Genomic DNA, 19,332 nt, shown 5'->3' with positions numbered 1-19,332 from the left:
CAGTCCGGACCGACCTCCGGCCGCCGCGCGGCACCGCGAGGCGCCACCACCGGGTCTCCCTCCGACTCCTATGGGTCGAACCCCGCAGAGTCGGGGGGTGAAGAGCGCCAGTACGGCAGCCGCGCCGAAGCACGTCGGGCTGCCCAGAGAGGCGGCGGCCGTCGCAGAGAGCCCGCCGGCCAAGGCCCCGGCGGCCCGAACGGGCCCGGCCGGGGCAGAGGACGCGCTCCTGCGCCCGGCAAGAAGCGGTTCATCGACTATCCGCGCTTCGACAAGTACGGATGGCGCCGCTGGATGCCCTCCTGGAGGCTTGTCTCCGGCCTGTGTCTGTTCTTCTTCGGCAGCCTGGTGGCCGCGGTCGGCGTCGGCTACGCCATGGTCGGCATCCCCAGCGAGAACACCGCGGCCAAGTCGCAGAACAACGTCTACTACTGGTCCAACGGCGACCAGATGGTCGCCACGGGCACCGGGGCGAACCGTCAGAACATCACCATCGCCCAGATCCCCGAAGCCATGCAGTGGTCGGTGATCTCGGCCGAGAACAAGAGCTTCTACACGGACTCGGGCGTCGACCCCATGGGCATCGCCCGGGCCCTGGCCAACATGGCCAAGGGCGGCCAGACGCAAGGTGGCTCGACGATCACCCAGCAGTTCGTCAAGAACACCTACCTGAACCAGGAACAGACGGTCACCCGCAAGTTCAAGGAGATGTTCATCTCCATCAAGGTGGGCACGCAGCTCAGCAAGCAGCAGGTCCTGCAGGGCTACCTGAACACCTCGTACTACGGCCGCGGCGCCTATGGCATACAGGCCGCCGCACAGACCTACTACGGCGTGGACGCGGTCAAGCTGACGCCGAGCCAGTGCGCCTTCCTGGCGGCCTTGTTGAAGGGTCCGACGTACTACGACCCGATCGGCGCCACGAACATCGACCCCGCGGCGACTTCCGCTGCCAACCGCAAGCGCTCCGAGGCTCGTTGGGCCTGGATCCTCGAGCAGATGCACGACGACAAGCGCATCACGGACGCCGAGTACCAGACCGCCATCAAGAAGTACCCGATGCCCCAGGGGCTCAAGGCGACCAAGGGCATGACCGGCCAGATCAGCTACCTGGTGGACACGGCCAAGAAGTACGTCCTGAACCACTCGAACATCTCGCAGACCGAGTTCGACCAGGGCGGCTACCAGATCTACACGACCTTCCAGAAGGACAAGGTCAATGAACTGAGCGCGGCCGTCAAGAAGATCCAGAAGGAACGCATCGATCCGAAGAAGCGTGATCTGGACAAGTACGTCCAGTTTGGTGCGGCGTCGGTGGTGCCCAAGGATGGCGCGATCGTCGCCCTCTACGGCGGCGACGGTTACGAGAACGGCCACTTCACGAACAACGCCGACACCTCGGGTGTCCCGGTGGGTTCGACCTGGAAGCCGTTCGTGCTCGCCGCCGCCATGGAGTACGGCACGTACAAGACGGACGGCGTCGGTATCTCGCCGCTCAGCAAGTACAACGGCGACGACCATCTCAAGGTCAGAAACCAGGACGGCACGTATGTCCTGAACAAGGACAACTCGATCTTCTACCAGAACAACGAGAGCAAATACCCCTGGGGTTACATCACGCTGCGCAAGGCGATGGAGCAGTCCATCAACACGCCGTTCGTGCAGTTGGGCATGGATGTGGGGAACACGAAGGTGCGGGACGTCGCCAAGGCGTCCGGGATACTGGACGACAGTTTCGCCACGCTGAACCCGTCCTTCGCCATCGGTACCTCGACCCCCAGCGCGATCCGGATGGCCGACGCGTACGCAACGTTCGCCGCGTCCGGCAAGCAGGCGGACCCGTACTCGGTGACGGCCGTGAAGGAGGGTGGACAGCCGGTCACCGGCTTCACCAAGCCGGCCGTGAAGCAGGCGATGCCGGAGAACGTGGCGAACAACGTCACGAACACCCTGGAGAACGTCATCCAGAACGGTACTGCCGAGAACGCGAAGGTTCTGGGCCGCTCGGCAGCCGGCAAGACCGGTACCACCGACAGCAACAAGTCGGCCTGGTTCGTCGGCTACACCCAGCAGCTCTCGACGTCGATCGCGATGTTCAGGGAGAACCCCAAGGACGCCCAACTGCTCTCCATGAACGGCACGGCAGGCGTGGCGTCCATCCACGGTGGTGACATCCCGACCGCTGTGTGGACCGAGTACATGGAGGCCGCGCTGAAGGGGAAGTCCGACCCCGGCTTCCCGGACGCCACCAAGATCGACAAGGTGTCGAACGAGGACGGCGCTCCGACGCCCACTCCGACGCCCGTGGTGACGCCGAGCGAGACGCCCAGCGAGACGCCGAGTGAAACGCCCAGCGAGACACCGAGCACGACACCTTCCGCGACCGAGTCATGCCAGTTCAGCTGGCAGTGCAGCGACGACGGTGGCACCGATGGAGGCGCGACGTCCACGCCGACGGACACGGCCACTGCTACGGAATCCAGCGGCACCAGTAGAGGCAACGCCAATGGGGGCATCTTCGGAGGCTCAACCGGTTAGCTGCCATATCGCCAATGAAGGGTGTTTCACGTGAAACACCCTTCATTGGATGTTTCACGTGAAACGAGGGCCGTCGCATCCACGAGGTGCGGCGGCCCTCGGCGTACTCCTAGGTGCGTACGGCAGGATGTGCCCCATGCCCAGTGCAGAACTGACGCCCACGAGCGTGCACGAGCCGGATCCGGTACGGCCGACCAAGGACGACCAGGTCTCCGCCGCCGGTAGTGAACTGATCGGTGGCCCCATCGGCCGACGTGCTCTCCTGGGGACGTCCTGGTGGACTCCCGTACGGGTCGTCGCGTTGGTGGCGATCGGTGTCTTCGCCCTCGGGCTGGTCCAGAAGGCGCCCTGCTACAACAGCGGTTGGTTCTTCGGGGCCAGCTCGCAGTACACGCACGCGTGCTACTCGGACATCCCGCACCTCTATCAGGGGCGCGGTTTCGCCGACGGGCTCGTGCCGTACTTCGACAAGCTGCCCGGCGACATGCAGTACCTCGAATACCCGGTGCTGACCGGTGTGTTCATGGAGGTGGCCGCCTGGCTCACGCCGGGCAGCGGCAGCATCCAGCACCAGGAACAGTGGTACTGGATGGTCAACGCCGGGATGCTGATGGTGTGCGCGGCCGTCATCGTCGTATGCGTCAGCCGCACGCACGCCCGCCGCCCCTGGGACGGCCTGCTGGTCGCCTTGGCGCCCGCCTTCGCGCTGACCGCCACCATCAACTGGGACCTGCTGGCGGTCGCTCTGACGGCTGCGGCGATGCTGATGTGGTCGCGGGGCCGTTCCCTCGCGTTCGGCGTCCTGTTGGGCCTTGCGACGGCCGCCAAGCTGTATCCCGTCTTCCTCCTTGGCCCGTTGTTCCTGTTGTGCTGGCGCGCGGGCAAGTGGCGGGACTTCGGGAAGGCGTTGGGAGGAACTGCCGTCGCCTGGCTGGCGGTCAACCTGCCGGTGATGCTCTTCGCCTTCGACGGCTGGTCGAAGTTCTACACGTTCAGTCAGGAACGCGGCGTCGACTTCGGGTCCTTCTGGCTGATCCTGGCCCAGAACTCCACCGACCCGCTCAGTACCGACACCGTCAACACGTTCGCCACCCTGCTGATGCTGCTGTGCTGCGGAGGCATCGCGGCGCTCACGATGACCGCTCCGCGCCGGCCGCGCTTCGCCCAACTGGCCTTCCTGATCGTCGCGGCGTTCATCCTGACCAACAAGGTCTACTCGCCGCAGTACGTGCTGTGGCTGGTCCCCCTGGCTGTGCTGGCCCGGCCGAAGTGGCGGGACTTCCTGATCTGGCAGGCGTGCGAGGTGGCGTACTTCCTGGGGATCTGGATGTACCTCGCGTACACGACCAGCGGAGACGCCCACAAGGGCCTGCCGACCGACGGCTACCACTGGGCCATCGGCCTGCACCTCCTGGGCACGCTCTACCTGTGTGCCGTGATCGTGCGCGACATCCTCATGCCGGAGCGGGACGTGGTGCGCCTGGCGGGCGACGACGACCCCTCGGGAGGTGTGCTTGACAGGGCGGAGGACGTCTTCGTCCTCGGGGCCTCGGCCCGTCCGGGGCGGCACGCGGCCCCCTTCGACGGACCGCAGGTGGAGTGGGGCAGCGAGGGACCGGCCGACCGTTCGCTCTGAGCGAACAGCCGCCGACAGGGCACGCGAAAGGCCGTACACGGAGGGGTCCGTGTACGGCCTTTCTGCAGTTCCGGAAGTGCTCAGCGATCCACGATGCGGTCGAACTGCGTGGTGGTGTGGCGCAGATGGGCCACCAGTTCCTCGCCGACCTTCGGCTCGGCCGCCTCCACCGGCACGAACAGGATCGACACCTGCATGTGCGGCGGCTCGGCGAACCAGCGCTGCTTGCCGTCCCAGACGAACGGGGAAAGGTTCCGGTTGACCGTGGCGAGGCCGGCGCGGGCGACGCCCTTGGCTCGCGGCATGACGCCGTGCAGCGCCTTGGGGGCCTCCAGGCCCACCCCGTGCGATGTACCGCCCGCGACGACCACCAGGTAGCCGTCCGAGGCCGCCTTCTGCTGCCGGTAGCCGAAGCGGTCGCCCTTGGAGACCCGGGTGACGTCCAGGACCGCCCCGCGGTACTCGGTGGCCTCGTGGTCCCCCAGCCACAGCCGGGTGCCGATACGGGCCCGGAAGCGGGTCTGCGGGAACTGCTGCTGCAGCCGGGCGAGTTCCTCGGCCTTGAGATGGCTCACGAACATCGTGTGGAGCGGCAGCCGGGCGGCCCGCAGGCGGTCCATCCAGCCGATGACCTCCTCGACGGCGTCCGAGCCGTCGGTGCGGTCCAACGGGAGGTGGATGGCGAAGCCCTCCAGGCGCACGTTCTCTATGGCCGAGTGGAGCTGCGGCAGTTCCTGCTCGCTGACGCCGTGACGCTTCATCGAGGACATCACCTCGATGACCACACGGGCGCCCACCAGTCCGTACACACCGTCGATGGACGACACCGAGCGGATGACCCGGTCCGGCAACGGCACGGGCTCCTCGCCGCGGCGGTACGGCGTCAGCACCAGCAGGTCACCGCCGAACCAGTCCTTGATCCGGGCGGCCTCGTACGTCGTGCCGACGGCGAGGACGTCCGCGCCGAGCCGCGTCGCCTCCTCCGCCAGCCGCTCGTGCCCGAAGCCGTAGCCGTTGCCCTTGCAGACCGGGACGAGCCCGGGGAACTGCCCGGCAACGTGCTTGTGATGCGCCCGCCAGCGCGCGGTGTCGACGGAGAGCGTGAGCGCCATGGCCGGACCTGGAACCTTTCGGGTGGCTGCGGTGTACCAGAAGTATGGAAGCTGTCGACGTTATCGAAGCGAAGTGCGTGAGGTCAGCGGCGCGACATGTAGATGTCGAGCGCCTTGTGGAGCAGCTTGTTCAGCGGGAAGTCCCACTCGCCGAGGTACTCGGCTGCCTGCCCGCCGGTGCCCACCTTGAACTGGATCAGACCGAAGAGGTGGTCGGTCTCGTCCAGCGAGTCGGAGATGCCGCGCAGGTCGTAGACGGTGGCGCCGAGCGCGTAGGCGTCACACAGCATCCGCCACTGCATCGCGTTCGAGGGCCGGACCTCACGCCCGATGTTGTCGGAGGCGCCGTAGGAGTACCAGACGTGTCCGCCGACCACGAGCATCGTCGCCGCCGACAGGTTCACCCCGTCGTGCCGGGCGAAGTACAGCCGCATCCGGTTGGGGTCCTCGGTGTTGAGGGCCGTCCACATGCGCTGGAAGTACGACAGCGGGCGGGGCCTGAAGTGGTCGCGCACCGCCGTGATCTCGTACAGCCGCTGCCATTCCTCGAGGTCGTGGTAACCGCCCTGGACGACCTCGACACCGGCCTTCTCGGCCTTCTTGATGTTGCGGCGCCACAGCTGGTTGAAGTTCTTGTGGACATCTTCGAGGGAGCGGTTCGCCAGCGGCACCTGGTAGACGTAGCGCGGCTGGACGTCGCCGAAGCCGGCGCCCCCGTCCTCACCCTGCTGCCAGCCCATACGGCGCAGCTTGTCGGCCACCTCGAAGGCGCGCGGTTCGATGAAGTCGGCCTCGATGTCCCGCAGTCGCTTCACGTCAGGGTTCTGGATGCCGGCCTTGATGGAGGTGGCCTCCCAGCGCCGGATGATGACCGGCGGGCCCATCTTCACCGAGAAGGCGCCCTGGTGCTTCAGGTGGGCCAGCATCGGCTGGATCCAGTCGTCCAGATTCGGCGCGAACCAGTTGATGACCGGACCCTCGGGCAGATAGGCCAAGTAGCGCTTGATCTTGGGGAGTTGGCGGTAGAGGACCAGACCCGCGCCGACCAGCTCGCCGGTCCGCTCGTCGAACCAGCCGAGGCTCTCGGAGCGCCACTCCGCCTTCACATCAGCCCATGCCGGGACCTGCATGTGGCTCGCCGAGGGCAGGCTCTGGATGAATGCCAGATGCTGCTCACGGCTGATGGTCCTCAGGGTCAGGCTCATTCGGGGCGCTCCTCGGGCTGGTGTGTCCCCATGGGTACAGGGGCTCCGGCTCTCGCGCCGAAGCCTACTGCGCCTTGCGAGCGCCCCGACTGGGCGTATGCAACCTTCGCCTCGGCCTGTTGGCCGCCAAGGCGTTCCGTGCTGTTTTACGCGGAGTTCGGACTACGGCGTCCGGCGCGTCAGTTGATGACCCCGCCGAACAGACCGCCGTGCGCCATGCCGAGGAAGAATCCGACACCCGCGGCACCGAGACCCAGGATCAGGCCGAAGCGCTCCCTCGTCGTCTCGGAGATCCACTGCCCGTAGGCGCCGGTGAGGATCCCCACGAGGCCGGCCCATGAGCTGAGCAGATGCAGGTTGTGGAAGAACCCCGTGATGAACGCGGTCAGCCCGAGCACCACGGTCACCGCGAGCAGCGTGTCCTGGAGCGGATGAGGCTTGCCGTCTGTGGCGAAAAGAGAACCGGCGGTGTTGGGTCGCAATGCCTGTGCCATGTGGCACCTCCTGCGGAAGGCGGCGCATCGTCGCGCCGGACGCACCCGATGTGTACAGATTGACGCTCTCCGCCACCGGATTTCAACCGGAAGCCGGTGTGCGGGTACTCTGTACCCTCTGCACTGGTGTCTGCCCATGCCACGACTCGGAATCCCCGCGAGGGGCACCCGATGTCAGTTGCGGCTGTTTTACTGGCACACACTGTTGCTTACGCATCACAACCCTCCTGCCACGGATCGACCGTGGCCGCTGAGTCCAAAGGAGGTGGGTTCTACATGCGTCACTACGAGGTGATGGTCATCCTCGACCCCGATCTGGAGGAGCGCGCTGTCTCCCCCCTGATCGAGAACTTCCTCTCCGTCGTCCGTGAGGGCAACGGAAAGGTCGAGAAGGTCGACACCTGGGGCCGTCGTCGTCTCTCGTACGAGATCAAGAAGAAGCCCGAGGGCATCTACTCGGTCATCGACCTGCAGGCCGAGCCTGCGGTCGTCAAGGAGCTCGACCGCCAGATGAACCTGAACGAGTCGGTCCTCCGGACCAAGGTCCTCCGCCCCGAGACCCACTGAGCATCTAGCTCAGCTGATCTCGGGATTCGAGTAGCAGCACCAAGCAGCCAGCAGCAAACCCGCCGAGAGGTTCCCCCATGGCAGGCGAGACCGTCATCACGGTCGTCGGCAATCTTGTCGACGACCCCGAGCTGCGCTTCACCCCGTCCGGTGCGGCGGTCGCGAAGTTCCGTGTCGCGTCCACTCCCCGCACCTTCGACCGCCAGACGAACGAGTGGAAGGACGGCGAAAGCCTCTTCCTCACCTGCTCGGTCTGGCGTCAGGCGGCGGAGAACGTCGCCGAATCGCTCCAGCGAGGCATGCGCGTCATCGTGCAGGGCCGGCTGAAGCAGCGGTCCTACGAGGACCGTGAGGGCGTCAAGCGCACGGTCTACGAACTGGACGTCGAAGAAGTCGGCGCCAGCCTGCGCAGTGCCACGGCCAAGGTCACCAAGACCGCCGGTGGCGCTCGCGGTGGCCAGGGCGGCGGCTTCGGCGGTGGCGGTCAGGGTGGCGGCGGCTGGGGTGGAAACTCCGGCGGCGGTCAGCCGGCCGGCGGCGCTCCCGCCGACGACCCGTGGGCCACCGGCGCTCCTGCCGGTGGAAACCAGGGCGGCGGCGGCGGTGGCGGCTGGGGTGGAAGCTCCGGCGGCGCCAGCGGTGGCGGCGGTGGCGGCGGCTACTCGGACGAACCCCCCTTCTAGGCCTTCGGGCCGAGGGTGGGTCGTACCCACACTTCTTGATCACACAGGAGATACACCATGGCGAAGCCGCCTGTGCGCAAGCCGAAGAAGAAGGTCTGCGCATTCTGCAAGGACAAGGTCCAGTACGTGGACTACAAGGACACGAACATGCTGCGGAAGTTCATTTCCGACCGCGGCAAGATCCGTGCCCGCCGCGTTACCGGCAACTGCACGCAGCACCAGCGTGACGTCGCCACGGCTGTGAAGAACAGCCGTGAGATGGCGCTGCTGCCCTACACCTCCACCGCGCGATAAGGGAAGGGTGACCGACTAATGAAGATCATCCTCACCCACGAGGTCTCCGGCCTCGGTGCCGCGGGCGACGTCGTCGACGTCAAGGACGGTTACGCTCGCAATTACCTGATCCCGCGGAAGTTCGCTATCCGCTGGACCAAGGGTGGCGAGAAGGACGTCGAGCAGATCCGTCGTGCTCGCAAGATCCACGAGATCCAGACCATCGAGCAGGCCAACTCCGTGAAGGCCCAGCTCGAGGGCGTCAAGGTTCGTCTGGCCGTCCGCTCCGGCGACGCCGGTCGTCTCTTCGGTTCCGTCACCCCGGCCGACATCGCTTCCGCGATCAAGGCTTCCGGTGGCCCCGAGGTCGACAAGCGTCGTATCGAGCTGTCTGCCCCGATCAAGACCCTGGGCGCCCACGAGACGTCCGTGCGTCTGCACCCCGAGGTTGCCGCCAAGGTCAACATTGAGGTCATCGCAGCCTGATCGCTGCACTCGGCATAGCTGAGAGAGGGGCCGCACCCGTTGGGGTGCGGCCCCTCTGCCGTGTTCCGGGTCTGCTGTGTTCCGGGATGGGACATGCGCGCGTGGCCCGTGTGTTGCGTTCGGTGCGGCGCTACGGCGCTCATGTTTCACGTGAAACATGACAGTGCGCGGTGTTTCACGTGAAACGATCAGCGGGTCGCGCCCGTGACGACCCAGCGCCCCGAACGGGCGCGCAGCAGGAGCGTCAGCATGCGCACCGTCATCATCAGGGTCATCGCTCCCCAGAGCGCGGTCAGTCCGGCGCCGAGGATCGGTATGAGCAGGGCCACTGGAGCGAAGACGGCCAGGGTCACCACCATCGCGCCTGCGAGATAGGGCCCGTCTCCCGCGCCCATCAGTACCCCGTCCAGGACGAAGACGACACCGCAGATCGGCTGTGAGAGCGCCACCATGATCAAGGCGGGGAGGGCGGTGTCCTTGACGATGGGGTCACTGGTGAACAGGGGGAGGAAAAGCGGGCGGGACAGGATCACGAGGAGACCGAGCACCACTCCGACGGCGATCCCCCACTGCACCATGCGACGGCATGCGGCGCGGGCACCCGTGGGATCGTCCGCACCGAGGTAACGGCCGATGATGGCCTGGCCCGCGATCGCGATGGCGTCGAGCGCCATGGCCAGCAGAGACCACAGGGACAGGATGATCTGGTGCGCGGCGATGTCGGCGTCCCCGAGGCGGGCCGCGACAGCCGTGGCGATCAGGAGGATCGCTCTCAGGGAGAGCGTGCGCACGAGGAGAGGCGCGCCGGCCTGGGCTGAGGCCCGTATCCCTGAGATGTCCGGGCTGAGGGAGGCGCCGTGCCGGCGGGCTCCGCGGATGACCACGACGAGATACACGGCAGCCATGCCCCACTGGGCGATGACGGTGCCCCAGGCGGAACCGGCGATGCCGAGGTCGGCGCCGTAGACGAGCCCTACGTTGAGGACGCCGTTGGCGACGAAGCCTGAGATGGCGACGTAGAGCGGTGTCTTGGTGTTCTGTAGTCCGCGGAGGACTCCGGTGGCGGCGAGGACGATCAGCATGGCCGGTATGCCGATGGAGGAGATCCGCAGATAGGTCGTCGCGTAGGGGGCGGCGGTGTCCGAGGCGCCGAAGAGGTCGACGAGAGCGGGTGCCGAAGGGAGGACGACGGCTATGACGGTGGCGCCGATCAGCAGAGCGAGCCAGATGCCGTCCATGCCCTGGCGGATGGCGGCTTGGAGGTCACCCGCGCCGACGCGTCGGGCTACCGCCGCTGTGGTGGCGTAGGCGAGGAAGACGAAGACGCTCACGGCTGTCGTCAGGAGGGCGGATGCCACTCCGAGTCCGGCGAGTTGTGCCGTGCCGAGATGGCCGACGATCGCGCTGTCGGCCATGACGAAAAGGGGCTCGGCGACGAGTGCGCCGAAGGCCGGGACGGCCAGCGTGACGATCTCTCGGTCGTGCTGTCGTCGGGTGGCCTTGGTGGCCGCGGGAGCCTGTGTCATGAGCACTAATCTAATCGTCCACAGGTAAGAGATGCAATTGCTTTGTGACCCTTACCTCTGATCTCGCCTCGTGTCCTCTCGCGCACTGTTCGAAGCGATCTTGGTCCGATGTGGAAAGTTTTTCTTCTGCACAGCCGGTGGATGGGAAAGATGCAGGTCAGAGCAGTTGCTATGGAAGTGGCGAGGTCTTGTTCACAGGGCTGTCCACCGGGTCGTGCACAGGTTTTGGCGGGTTCTCCACAGCATCCGGGCCGTCGTCCACATGGCCTGTGGATAACCAGATTGGCTGACGGTGCCCGCGGGCCTACGGTGGACCGGCGCCCGCTCCGTCCGTCGGCCTGAGAAACATCACAAAACCGACGCGCCCGTACCGGAGTTGGGCGCTTCATTTGTCAGTGCCGTGCCGTAGAAATAAGGGGCACGGCGAGGTCCGCTCGGCGGACGGGAGGAGGTGGCTCGGTGAGTATTTCCGAGCCCTTGGACGACCCGTGGGCCGAGAGCGGTCCAAGTGATCGTCTGCCTGCTTCCCGACGGCGCGGTGACGGAGGCCGCGGCCGGGACGAGCAGCACGACCGCGGCAGGGAGGGCGGCGAGTGGGAGGGCGCGGGTTCGGCCTTCGAACGCGTGCCGCCGCAGGACCTCGATGCCGAGCAGTCCGTGCTCGGCGGCATGCTCCTGTCCAAGGACGCCATCGCCGACGTCGTCGAGGTCCTCAAGGGCCACGACTTCTACAAGCCCGCGCACGAGACGATCTACCAGGCGATCCTCGACGTCTACGCCAAGGGCGAGCCGGCCGACCCGATCACCATCGCCGCCGAACTCACCAAGCGCGGTGAGATCAACAAGGTCGGCGGCGCATCGTATCTGCACACGCTCGTCCAGACCGTTCCCACGGCGGCGAACGCCGAGTACTACGCGGAGATCGTCCACGAGCGCGCCGTCCTGCGCCGCCTGGTCGAGGCCGGCACCCGCATCACCCAGATGGGATACGCGGCCGACGACGACGTCGACGAGATCGTCAACCGGGCCCAGGCCGAGATCTACGCGGTCACCGAGCAGCGGACCAGCGAGGACTACCTTCCGCTCGGCGACATCATGGAGGGCGCGCTCGACGAGATCGAGGCGATCGGCTCGCGCAGCGGCGAGATGACGGGTGTGCCCACCGGGTTCACCGACCTCGACTCGCTCACCAACGGTCTGCACCCGGGCCAGATGATCGTCATCGCGGCCCGCCCCGCCATGGGCAAGTCCACACTCGCGCTCGACTTCGCTCGCGCGGCGTCGATCAAGAACAACCTCCCGAGCGTCATCTTCTCCCTCGAAATGGGGCGCAACGAGATCGCGATGCGCCTGCTGTCCGCCGAAGCCCGAGTCGCCCTGCACCACATGCGCTCCGGCACCATGACCGACGAGGACTGGACGCGGCTGGCGCGCCGGATGCCCGAGGTGTCGTCCGCGCCGCTCTACATCGACGACTCCCCGAACCTGTCGATGATGGAGATCCGCGCGAAGTGCCGTCGGCTCAAGCAGCGCAGCGACATCAAGCTGGTGATCATCGACTATCTGCAGCTGATGCAGGCCGGTGGCTCCAAGCGACAGGAGAGCCGTCAGCAGGAGGTCTCGGACATGTCCCGAAACCTCAAGCTCCTGGCCAAGGAGCTGGAGGTCCCGGTGATCGCGCTCTCGCAGCTGAACCGTGGTCCCGAGCAGCGCACGGACAAGAAGCCGATGGTGTCCGACCTGCGTGAGTCCGGTTCCATCGAGCAGGACGCGGACATGGTCATCCTGCTGCACCGCGAGGACGCGTACGAGAAGGAGTCGCCGCGCGCGGGCGAGGCAGACATCATCGTGGGCAAGCACCGTAACGGCCCGACGGCGACGATCACCGTCGCCTTCCAGGGCCACTACTCGCGCTTCGTGGACATGGCGCAGACCTGACCGGGCGACTGCTGGCGGCCGCTCCGGTGCCGTGTCCCGAGAAATGTGCTCGACGTACGGCCGTCCCGCCGGATGGACTGGGGGCATGACGACATCTCAGGACGACTTGCTTCCCGGTACGCGCCGGGCGCTGTTGCATCGGATCGCCGTGGCCCAGGCCGAGGGGCGGGCGCCGTCGTTGGTCGCGACGGTGGTGCGGGGCGGGCGGGCCGTGTGGCACGGCGCGCGGACCTCGGTGGACGGGCACGGGCCGGACGAGAACGTGCAGTACCGGATCGGCTCGATCACCAAGACGTTCACCGCCGTCCTGGTGCTGCGACTGCGCGACGAGGGCGTCCTCGACCTCGGTGACCCGCTGGAGAAGCATCTGCCGGGCACCGGCGCGGGGGAGGCCACCATCGCCCAACTGCTCGCGCACACAAGCGGGTTGGCGGCTGAATCGCCCGCGCCCTGGTGGGAGCGGACACCGGGTTCCCTGCGTCCGGAACTCCGCGATGTGCTGGGTGAACAGCCTCTGCTGCATCCGGTCGGCCGCCGGTTCCACTATTCGAACCCCGGCTACACGGTGTTGGGCGCGCTCGTCGAGGAACTGCGCGGTGCCCCGTGGGAGGACGTACTCCGGCGGGAAGTGCTCGAACCTCTGGGCCTCGACCGTACGAGTGCTCAGCCGCAGGCGCCGCACGCGGGTGGCTGGGCGGTGCATCCGTGGGCCGACGCGCTGTTGCCGGAACCGGTCGAGGACCTCGGCCGCATGGCACCGGCCGGTCAACTCTGGTCCACCACCGGCGACTTGGCGCGGTTCGCCGTCTTCCTGGCCAACGGAGACGACCGGGTTCTGAGCGCGGAGTCCGTACGCGAGATGCGGACCCCAGCGGCACCGGCCGAGGCGGCCGATGTCGTGGACGGCTCCGCCTACGGTCTGGGCCTACAGGTCCAGCGCCGCGATGGCCGGCTGCTCGTCGGCCATTCCGGATCGCTGCCCGGCTTCCTGGCGAACCTCAGCATCAGCCTGGCCGACGACGTCGCGGCCGTCGTGCTGGCCAACTGCACCTCGGGTCCCCTGGTGTCATCGGTGGGCGCCGATCTCGTCCGGATCGTCGCCGAGGCCGAGCCGCGGATTCCCGAGCCATGGCGCCCGATGCCTGAAATCGACGCCGAGACACTGGAGTTGGCGGGTCAGTGGTACTGGGGCACGTACGGTTTCGCCCTGCGGCTGACCGCTGATGGCGGGGCCTCGCTGGAGCCGCTGGCGGGTAGCGGCCGCCGTTCGCGTTTCCGGGCCAACGGCGACGGCACCTGGACCGGGCTGGAGGGCTACTACGCTGGAGAGCTCCTACGGCCCGTACGGCGCCCGGACGGGTCCCTGACCCACCTGGACCTCGGATCGTTCGTCTTCACGCGTCAGCCGTACGACGAGAGCGGTTCCGTGCCGGGCGGGGTGGACCCGGAGGGGTGGCGGGGGATCCGCTAGCCGCCACAGCCGGGGAGGCGTCGTGTTTCACGTGAAACATGTCGCCTCCCGCTGCCGGCAGGATGCCTCGCTCTCTTCAGAGCGGGAGCTTGAAGCCCACGTGTGAGGCGGTGAAGCCGAGCCGCTCGTAGAACCGGTGGGCGTCGGTGCGAGTGATGTCAGAGGTCAGCTGAACCAACTGGCAGCCCTGGCGGCGCGATTCGGCGATCGCCCACTCGATGAGCTGTGTGCCCAGGCCGCTACCCCGCTCGTCCGCGTGGATGCGTACAGCCTCGATGATCGAGCGGGTGGCGCCCTTGCGGGACAGCCCCGGAACGACGGTGAGCTGGAGAGTGCCGACGACGCGGCCCTCGCGCACGGCGACGGCGAGGTGCTGGTTCGGGTCGGCGGTCAGGCGGTCCAGCGCGGCCAGGTAGGGCGTCAGGTCGTCCGGTGACTCGCGCTGGGAACCCAGGGGGTCGTCGGCGAGCATGCCGACGATGGCGGGGACGTCCTCGGTGACCGCGGCTCGTATTTCAAGATCTCCCATGGCCACACCTTAGGCAGAGGCGTGCGGAGCGGGCCGGACCTACGCGGGCACGTTCATCGACTCCACGACCCGGACCAGTGGCGCCAGTTCGGGGTTCGTGGCCGCTGCGTCGAGTGCCTCGCGCAGGGCGGTGTCGTTGGTCGGGCGGGCCTCTTCGAGCAGGGTGAGGCCGGCTTCGGAGACGTTCGTGTAGATGCCCCGGCGGTCGGTCGGGCACAGGTAGCGCGCGAGCAGGCCGCGGTCCTCGAGCCGGGTGACCAGCCGGGTGGTGGCGCTCTGGCTGAGGACGACCGCGTCGGCGACCTGCCGCATCTGCAGATGGCCCCCGTCACCGTCGTGCTGCCGGCTGAGCACGTCGAGCAGCGAGTACTCGCGCATGCTCAGGTCGTGCTTGGCCTGCAGGGCGCGCTCGATGTGCGCCTCGATCCTTCCGTGCAGCAAGGAGAGGGCGCACCAGCCCTGGGCGAGGGCGGTGAGTGCGGGGTCCGTCGCTGTCATTGGCGTTTCCTCCGTCCCGGAGCGGCTGAACCCAGGATAGAGCACAGGTGAAATAGTCTGCGCTTGCATATAGCCCGCGTCTGCAACTATTGTGAACGCAGGCAAAGTGCTCCTGCAATCTTCTGGGAAGGGTACCTCCATATGCCTCTCGCGCTTCTGGCCCTCGCGATCGGGGCCTTCGGAATCGGAACGACCGAGTTCGTGATCATGGGTCTGCTGCCCCAGGTTGCGGGTGACTTCGGGGTCTCCATCCCCACCGCGGGACTGCTGGTCACCGGCTACGCGCTGGGTGTGGTGATCGGCGCCCCGCTGATGACCGTTCTCGGCACCAAGGTGCCCCGCAAGCGGATGCTGATGCTGCTGATGGGCCTGTTCATCCTCGGCAACCTGCTCTCCGCCGTCGCCCCCAGCTTCTCCGTGATGCTGATCGGCCGCGTGGTCGCCTCGCTCGCCCATGGCGCCTTCTTCGGCATCGGCTCGGTCGTCGCGGCCGAACTGGTCGCCCCGGACAAGAAGGCCGGAGCCATCGCGATGATGTTCACCGGACTGACCGTCGCCAATGTCGTCGGCGTCCCGCTGGGCACCCTCGTCGGGCAGTCCGTCGGCTGGCGCGTCACCTTCGCCATCGTCGCGGGTCTCGGTGTGATCGGCCTGGCCGGTATCGCCAAGCTGGTGCCCGACCTGCCCAAGCCCGAGGGCGTGCAACTGCGGCACGAACTGGCCGCCTTCAAGAACACCCAGGTTCTGCTCGCCATGGCGATGACCGTCCTCGGCTTCGGCGGCGTCTTCGCGGCCATCACCTACATCGCGCCGATGATGACCCACGTCGCCGGCTTCGCCGACGGCTCCGTCACCTGGCTGCTCGTCCTCTTCGGCCTCGGCATGGTCGGCGGCAACCTCGTCGGCGGCAAGTTCGCCGACCGCGCCCTGATGCCCATGCTGTACGTCTCGCTGGGCGCCCTGGCCGTCGTGCTCGCGCTCTTCACGGTCACCGCGCACAACAAGATCGCGGCAGCCGTCACCATCGCCCTCATCGGTGCCCTGGGCTTCGCCACCGTGCCGCCGCTGCAGAAGCGGGTCCTCGACCAGGCACACGGCGCCCCGACGCTGGCCTCCGCCGTGAACATCGGCGCCTTCAACCTCGGCAACGCGCTGTCCGCCTGGCTCGGCGGCATCGTCATCGCGGCCGGCTTCGGCTACACCGCCCCGAACTGGGTCGGCGCCGTCCTCGCCGCGGCCGCCCTGGTCCTCGCGATCCTCTCGGCCGCCCTGGAGCGCCGCACCGACGCCCGCGGCGCGGTGGTGGCGAGCGGTACACCGAGCGAGCCGCGGGCCGCAGTCCACCACTGACCCTGCCTGGCCGGAGCGGGGAGACGCGGGGCCAGGGCCGTCCCCGTGCATCCTCGCCGGCCTCGGCCATCCGACCAACAGTCGGCCTCGGCCATTCGACCAACACCAGAAACAGCAACACCCGCAAGGAGAAACCCTGATGAGCACCACCACCACCGCCGTAGCCCCGCTGACCATCCAGGACGCCGAAGCGCTCGTCGCCGAGGCCCGCCGTGCCGCGGCGGCCGCCGGGGTCACCGTGAGCATCACCGTGCTGGACGCGGGCGGCCACCTGCTCGCCTTCCGGCGGGACGACCAGGCTGTGCTGATCTCCGGGGAGACCAGCACCCGCAAGGCGTACACCGCGCTTCAGCTGAACGCCCCCACCGCCGACCTCGTCGACGCCGTCCAGCCCGGAGGCCTCTTCCACACCCTGCCCACCGCGCTCGACCGGCCGCTGCTGTTCATCGCGGGCGGTATCCCGGTCCACCGTGACGGCCGGCTGATCGGCGCGATCGGTGTCGGTGGCGGCGCGCCGACGCAGGACCACGGCTTCGCCCAGGCGGCCGTAGAGACGCTCGCCTGACGTTCGGCGATGACGGAACGCCGGTTCCCGGTCAGGTCGGGAGCCGGCGTTCCCCGTACCCGGAAGCCGTCAGCCGGCCGCGACCGTCAGGGGAGCGAACCGCCGTGTCCAGTCGCCGGGCAGCTCCGCGATCCCGTACGTCATGACGGCGTTGAACGCGACGGAAGCCAGACCGCGTTCCTTCAGCCAGGACACCAGCTCTTCGTGGCGTACATCGATGTCGGTGCGCAGCGGACGGTCGGTGCGGGCGGCGAGCGATGCGAGGAGGGCTTTTGCCGTCTCGGTGTCCTGTGCGATCAGCGGGCCCACGACATGCGTGTCCATGTTGGGCCACGCGGCCGCGTACCCGATGATCCGGCTGTTCTCCTCCGCCACGCGCAACTGATCGGCGAAAGCGGGCAGTCGCGCGATGAGGGGCGTGCGATCGGTGCCGAACACCGCCTCGTCGAGGCGCACGATGCCGGTGAGGTCCTCTGCCGTGGCCGCACGGGTGGCGATCCCGGATTCCGATCCATCAGGTGTGAAGTGCCCGAGCAGCATCTCGGCCCGGCCGGTCGCCTTGAAGCCGAGCTCCTCGTAGAGCGGGCGGCCGTACGGCGTCGCATGGAGGGTCAGTGGTGTGGTGCCCATCGCCGAGACCAGGTGCTGCATCAGCCGGCGTCCAACGCCCTGACGGGCGTACCGCTCGGCGACCAGAACCATGCCGATCGCAACCAGATCCGGACGGTCCTGTGGGCCGTATTCCGTGGTGACGCATGCCGCGAGGAGGCCGCCCTCCGGAGCGTCGATGCCGTAGCCCTTCCCGGCGCTGAGGAGAAAGCCCCACTTGTGTTCCTCGCGTGGCCACCCCCGGTCCTCGGACAAGTCGGCGCAGGCGAGGCGATCGCGGAGCGTCAGTCGGCGGATGGGCAGAGCGGCGAGGGAAGGAGTCGGCACGCAGGTCAGGCTGTCTGACGTGCGTTGTCGGCGTCCACCTGTTTCCGGTGAGACGTACGTGCTTTTGGCCATGTCGTGATCAGCGGCACAACGTACCGACAGAAGCCGGATGTTTCACGTGAAACACCGGCGAACGGCGAGCATCCGGCGGCCTCGCGGAAGGTGCCACAGTTCCGCCCACTAACCTCGTGGCTCATGGCGAGACTTCATCTCTTCGACCTCGACGGCACTTTGCTGCACGGAACCAGCGCGCCGCTGGAGATCTCCCGTCAACTCGGCCTGGAATCCGAGACGGTGGAACTCGAGCAGGCGATCTCGGCCGGGCTGATCGGGCCACCGGAGTATGCGACCCGCGTGTACACGCTGTGGGCGGAACTCACCGAGGCGCATGTGGCGGCGGCCTTCGAAGGGGCCCCTTGGCTGGCGCGGATCCGGGAGGTCTGGGCCGAGATCAGGAGCGCCGGCGAATACTGCGCCGTCGTATCGCTCTCGCCCTCCTTCTTTGTGGAACGGCTCACGGGCTGGGGTGCCCATGCGGCACACGGATCGCTTTTCCCCGCCGTGCCGTTCACCGCGCCGTCCATGGACCTGGCCGGAGTCCTCAACTCCGCTGCCAAGGTGGTGATCGCGGATCGGCTGTGCGAGGAGTTCGGCGTGACGAGGGCGGACTGCGTCGCGTACGGCGACTCGATGTCGGACAAGGACCTGTTCGGTGCCGTGCCCGTCTCTGTCGCGGTCAACGCGGATCGGCATCTGTCGGGTCTCGCGACCCACTCCTATGAGGGGCGGGATCTGTGGGATGCCTATGAATTGGTGCGCGGCGCCCGGTAGTTGAGGGAATCGATGGTTCGCTCCTCCCTCTCTTCGCGGGGGAGCGAGGCGGCATTTGTGTGCGGAGCACGGGCCGGTAGGGTCGACTCCGGTTCTTGTCCGGAGCTGGGCGCCGCGTGAGAGTACTGCGGGCAATGTCACACTCTCGCCTTACTTGTCCGTACGCAGTGGGAATGTGGGTTGGATATGGCTGTATCGGCAGCTTGATCGAACGGGGAGAAACAAGCCGTCCGCGCGGAACGCACGCAGGTTCCGGCTGAGGAAGCGCGCAGACCGACCGAAAGATGTTCGAGGCGAGGCACACCATGGACGCTCCGACCACCGCGTCGGCCGACAACGGCACGTCCGGCGGCAGCGGCGGAGGCGGCTGGTTCACTCCGCGCAAGCAGCCGGAGGTGCCTCCGGGCGAAGAGCGTGGGACGACGGAGGGACGGCGTCCGGCCGTGCTGCGTCCGGTCCGCAGGGGCGCGGCAGCGGGGAGCAAAGGGCCTTCGCCCACGGAGAGTTCGGCCCCAGCGGCCTCAGTGGTCCCATCGACTCCACCAGCCCTATCAACTCCGCCGGCTCCGAGTGGCGACGGCACCGCGTCCCATCCTGACGGGCACGCCGCTCAGCGGGACGTAGGGCCAGGGCAGGAGCGAATACCTTCGGTCGTGACGGCCCAGCGGCGCTCAACTCCCGCCCAGCCCATGGC

18 protein-coding genes are annotated in these 19,332 nt (G+C 67.6%); 11 read left to right on the top strand and 7 right to left on the bottom strand.

Features of this window, described 5'->3' with window-relative positions; genetic code table 11:
- Positions 1–294: 294 nt before the first annotated feature.
- Together ACNFOC_RS24380 and ACNFOC_RS24375 are read left to right on the top strand one after the other, a co-directional pair.
- Positions 295–2,538 (top strand): transglycosylase domain-containing protein, encoded by a 2,244-nt coding sequence (locus ACNFOC_RS24380; protein WP_416961231.1) that lies wholly within the window; start codon positions 295–297, stop codon positions 2,536–2,538.
- Positions 2,539–2,665: 127 nt separating this feature from the next.
- Entirely contained in the window at positions 2,666–4,174 is a 1,509-nt protein-coding gene (locus ACNFOC_RS24375; RefSeq protein ID WP_416961230.1) for a glycosyltransferase family 87 protein, read from the top strand.
- A gap of 80 nt (positions 4,175–4,254) precedes the next feature.
- Here ACNFOC_RS24375 and ACNFOC_RS24370 read toward each other — a convergent pair whose 3' ends face one another.
- From ACNFOC_RS24370 to ACNFOC_RS24360, 3 genes are all read right to left on the bottom strand, one after another.
- Positions 4,255–5,286, bottom strand: a complete 1,032-nt coding sequence (locus ACNFOC_RS24370) for an alanine racemase (RefSeq protein WP_416961229.1) — start codon at positions 5,284–5,286, stop codon at positions 4,255–4,257.
- An 83-nt stretch (positions 5,287–5,369) separates the two neighbouring features.
- The gene (femX, locus tag ACNFOC_RS24365) at positions 5,370–6,491 is read right to left on the bottom strand and encodes a peptidoglycan bridge formation glycyltransferase FemX (RefSeq protein WP_416961228.1); all 1,122 of its coding nucleotides are present in this window, start codon (positions 6,489–6,491) and stop codon (positions 5,370–5,372) included.
- Between the two features lie 179 nt (positions 6,492–6,670).
- Positions 6,671–6,985 carry a hypothetical protein gene (locus ACNFOC_RS24360; RefSeq protein ID WP_406457566.1) on the bottom strand — a complete coding sequence of 105 codons (315 nt, stop codon included), beginning with the start codon at positions 6,983–6,985 and terminating at the stop codon, positions 6,671–6,673.
- Positions 6,986–7,261: 276 nt separating this feature from the next.
- Here ACNFOC_RS24360 and rpsF point away from each other — a divergent pair, with 276 nt between their 5' ends.
- From rpsF to rplI, 4 genes are all read left to right on the top strand, one after another.
- Positions 7,262–7,552, top strand: coding sequence for a 30S ribosomal protein S6 (rpsF, locus tag ACNFOC_RS24355; protein ID WP_006604399.1), 291 nt, complete (start codon positions 7,262–7,264; stop codon positions 7,550–7,552).
- Between the two features lie 77 nt (positions 7,553–7,629).
- Positions 7,630–8,235, top strand: a complete 606-nt coding sequence (locus ACNFOC_RS24350; RefSeq protein ID WP_416961227.1) for a single-stranded DNA-binding protein — start codon at positions 7,630–7,632, stop codon at positions 8,233–8,235.
- 57 nt (positions 8,236–8,292) lie between these two features.
- Positions 8,293–8,529 carry a 30S ribosomal protein S18 gene (gene rpsR / locus ACNFOC_RS24345; RefSeq protein ID WP_006381652.1) on the top strand — a complete coding sequence of 79 codons (237 nt, stop codon included), beginning with the start codon at positions 8,293–8,295 and terminating at the stop codon, positions 8,527–8,529.
- Positions 8,530–8,547: 18 nt separating this feature from the next.
- Complete coding sequence (gene rplI, locus ACNFOC_RS24340; RefSeq protein WP_019073380.1) at positions 8,548–8,994, top strand: 50S ribosomal protein L9; 447 nt, start codon at positions 8,548–8,550, stop codon at positions 8,992–8,994.
- Positions 8,995–9,182: 188 nt separating this feature from the next.
- On the opposite strand, the gene ACNFOC_RS24335 is transcribed toward rplI, so the two are convergent.
- Positions 9,183–10,520: an MATE family efflux transporter gene (locus ACNFOC_RS24335; protein WP_416961226.1), complete on the bottom strand. Its 1,338-nt coding sequence runs from the start codon at positions 10,518–10,520 to the stop codon at positions 9,183–9,185.
- Between the two features lie 459 nt (positions 10,521–10,979).
- Here ACNFOC_RS24335 and dnaB point away from each other — a divergent pair, with 459 nt between their 5' ends.
- Both dnaB and ACNFOC_RS24325 read left to right on the top strand, forming a co-directional pair.
- Positions 10,980–12,458, top strand: coding sequence for a replicative DNA helicase (dnaB, locus tag ACNFOC_RS24330; protein ID WP_026150108.1), 1,479 nt, complete (start codon positions 10,980–10,982; stop codon positions 12,456–12,458).
- Between the two features lie 85 nt (positions 12,459–12,543).
- A complete protein-coding gene (locus ACNFOC_RS24325; protein WP_416961225.1) occupies positions 12,544–13,929 on the top strand; it encodes a serine hydrolase domain-containing protein in 1,386 nt (461 codons plus the stop codon).
- A 76-nt stretch (positions 13,930–14,005) separates the two neighbouring features.
- Here ACNFOC_RS24325 and ACNFOC_RS24320 read toward each other — a convergent pair whose 3' ends face one another.
- Entirely contained in the window at positions 14,006–14,458 is a 453-nt protein-coding gene (locus ACNFOC_RS24320; protein ID WP_416961224.1) for a GNAT family N-acetyltransferase, read from the bottom strand.
- Between the two features lie 39 nt (positions 14,459–14,497).
- Positions 14,498–14,956, bottom strand: a complete 459-nt coding sequence (locus ACNFOC_RS24315; RefSeq protein WP_366494815.1) for a MarR family winged helix-turn-helix transcriptional regulator — start codon at positions 14,954–14,956, stop codon at positions 14,498–14,500.
- A gap of 141 nt (positions 14,957–15,097) precedes the next feature.
- Here ACNFOC_RS24315 and ACNFOC_RS24310 point away from each other — a divergent pair, with 141 nt between their 5' ends.
- Together ACNFOC_RS24310 and ACNFOC_RS24305 are read left to right on the top strand one after the other, a co-directional pair.
- Positions 15,098–16,306: an MFS transporter gene (locus ACNFOC_RS24310; RefSeq protein WP_416961223.1), complete on the top strand. Its 1,209-nt coding sequence runs from the start codon at positions 15,098–15,100 to the stop codon at positions 16,304–16,306.
- A 139-nt stretch (positions 16,307–16,445) separates the two neighbouring features.
- Positions 16,446–16,871 carry a GlcG/HbpS family heme-binding protein gene (locus ACNFOC_RS24305; RefSeq protein ID WP_416961222.1) on the top strand — a complete coding sequence of 142 codons (426 nt, stop codon included), beginning with the start codon at positions 16,446–16,448 and terminating at the stop codon, positions 16,869–16,871.
- A gap of 69 nt (positions 16,872–16,940) precedes the next feature.
- Here the strand turns inward: ACNFOC_RS24305 and ACNFOC_RS24300 are convergent, their stop codons facing one another.
- Complete coding sequence (locus ACNFOC_RS24300; protein WP_416961221.1) at positions 16,941–17,807, bottom strand: GNAT family N-acetyltransferase; 867 nt, start codon at positions 17,805–17,807, stop codon at positions 16,941–16,943.
- 195 nt (positions 17,808–18,002) lie between these two features.
- On the opposite strand from ACNFOC_RS24300, the gene ACNFOC_RS24295 reads away from it, so the two are divergent.
- On the top strand, positions 18,003–18,638 hold the full coding sequence (locus ACNFOC_RS24295; protein ID WP_416961236.1) for an HAD family hydrolase: 636 nt from the start codon (positions 18,003–18,005) through the stop codon (positions 18,636–18,638).
- Positions 18,639–19,332 lie beyond the last annotated feature (694 nt).

This window comes from Streptomyces colwelliae, from assembly GCF_048158785.1.
Classification (GTDB): Bacteria; Actinomycetota; Actinomycetes; order Streptomycetales; family Streptomycetaceae; genus Streptomyces.
This window is presented reverse-complemented; position numbering and strand designations above follow the sequence as displayed.